The 2,348-nt window shown below is 41.7% G+C and carries 2 protein-coding genes; both read left to right on the forward strand.

What is annotated here, in order from left to right; genetic code table 11:
• A partial coding sequence (locus EG57_RS0224905; protein WP_032079773.1) for a BclA C-terminal domain-containing protein occupies positions 1–586 on the forward strand: 586 nt, incomplete at its 5' end.
• 485 nt (positions 587–1,071) lie between these two features.
• The coding region (locus EG57_RS0224910; RefSeq protein ID WP_032079774.1) for a C1q-like domain-containing protein at positions 1,072–2,348 on the forward strand (1,277 nt) is incomplete at its 3' end.

Genomic DNA, 2,348 nt, shown 5'->3' on the forward strand with positions numbered 1-2,348 from the left:
TACCGGCATTCAAGGCGTTACTGGTCCTACTGGCGCTACCGGCATTCAAGGCGTTACTGGCCCTACTGGAGCTACCGGTATTCAAGGTGTTACTGGTTCTACTGGCGCCACCGGCATTCAAGGTGTTACTGGTCCTACTGGCGCTACCGGCATTCAAGGCGTTACTGGTCCTACTGGTGCTGGACTATCTGCATATGGCTATGTGTATGAACTTGCGACACTTGCTGATGCTACAGTTGTAGGAGGAGCAGATGTTCCATTCTCCAATAACGGATATTTAACTAATGTATCTCATACTCCTGGAACTACGACTATCACTGTAACCAATGCAGGCATATATCAAATAAACTATAACATTAGTATAACAGATGGTGTAGGATCATCATTAGCAATTGCTGTAAATGGCACTGTAGATGCCTCCACTCCTATTATTGCTCTTGTTGCTACTGGGGAAATATCAGGTAGTGCGATTCTCACCCTTGCTGCTGGTGATGCAATTACTTTAAGGAATAATTCGGCAACACCTCTCACTATGAAATTAGCTCCTGGAGTTGGTTCACAGTTAACCATTATGAAATTAAATTAATTTATATTAACTGTTATGACGCATTAACATATTTTTTATGTTAATGCGTCAGCATTTTAACTTTAGTTCAATATTTAAAAATAATACGACTGATGCTAATTTAAATAATTTTATTAATGATCAATATAGTAGTTGATTAGTTCTATAATACAATACAAACAATAATATTCCTTTAGTTATAATGGAAAATATAATTGACAATAACATAAACTATCGATCCAATGGCTGGACAACTGCATAACTAAAAGAATTCTTAAATATTCAATATAAAAATCTCAGTAATAATTAAAATTTAACAATTCATGTGTATACAGTCATTAGCTAATTTATTCTTAGCTTACACGATTCATTTATATTGATCATATATTATTAATGTAGAATACAAAAAATGTTATAAAATGGAAAACCATGTTACCTTTTATGTGGCTTAGCTAAATGTTATAGTAAATAATTTAATTTTTTAGACTAAAAGGGGGGGTATTCATTTGAGTAATATAGGAATTCAAGTACAAAAAACAACAAATGGTAGTTTATCACCTAATAGCCCAGTTATATTTGATAATATTTTAATTAATCTTAGCAGTAATATAACTTATAATACGTCCACAGGTGAATTTACAATATTGCAGCCTGGTAAATATTATTTTACTTGGTGGGTTGCCACTCAAAGTGTAGTAGGAGCAAATCAGGCTAATTTCGTCATCAAGCCTTCAAACGGAGCTGCCATAATTGGTAATTCTCCTTTGAAGACAGGAGAAATATATGGAGATGCACTGATAGAAGTAGTAACTGCTCCTGTAATAGTGACATTAAATAATTCTAATTTAGGAGTAGTATCTTATGCTTCCGCTGTATCTATAAAAGCAAATTTAACTGTTCTAGATGTAAGCGGGATTCCTGGTCCCACAGGTCCTACAGGTCCAGCAGCAGGTCCAACTGGACCAACTGGATCAACAGGACCAGCGGGAGGTCCGGCAGGTCCTACAGGTCCCATAGGTCTTACAGGTCCTACAGGCGCTATAGGTCCTACAGGTCCTACAGGTGCTAAAGGTTCTCAGGGAGCCCAAGGATTGCAAGGTATTCAAGGGACAACAGGTCCAACAGGACCTCAAGGGTCTCAAGGCATAGCTGGAAGTCAAGGTATACAAGGGCCTCAAGGTACTCAAGGTGTTACTGGTCCTCAAGGTATTCAAGGAGCTACTGGTCCAGCAGGAGGTCCTCCCGGAGCTACTGGCGTTACTGGCCCTACTGGGGCTACTGGTATTCGAGGTGTAACAGGTAGTACTGGCGCTACGGGTATTCAAGGCGTTACTGGTCCTACTGGCATTCAAGGCGTTACTGGCTCTACTGGAGCTACCGGTATTCAAGGTGTTACTGGTTCTACTGGCGCCACCGGCATTCAAGGTGTTACTGGTCCTACTGGCGCTACTGGTATTCAAGGCGTCACTGGTTCTACTGGCGCCACCGGCATTCAAGGTGTCACTGGTCCTACTGGCGCTACTGGTATCCAAGGTGTCACTGGTCCTACTGGCGCTACCGGCATTCAAGGTATCACTGGTCCTACTGGTGCTACCGGCATTCAAGGTGTCACTGGTGCTACTGGCATTCAGGGCGTTACTGGTTCTACTGGCGCTACTGGTATTCAAGGCGTCACTGGCTCTACTGGCGCCACCGGTATTCAAGGCATTACTGGGGCTACCGGACTTCAAGGTATTACCGGTCCTACTGGAGCTACTGGACTTCAAGGCATTACTGGGGCTAC

Origin of the sequence: Clostridium drakei (assembly GCF_000633595.2) — a bacterium.
Taxonomy (GTDB): domain Bacteria; phylum Bacillota; class Clostridia; order Clostridiales; family Clostridiaceae; genus Clostridium_AM; species Clostridium_AM drakei.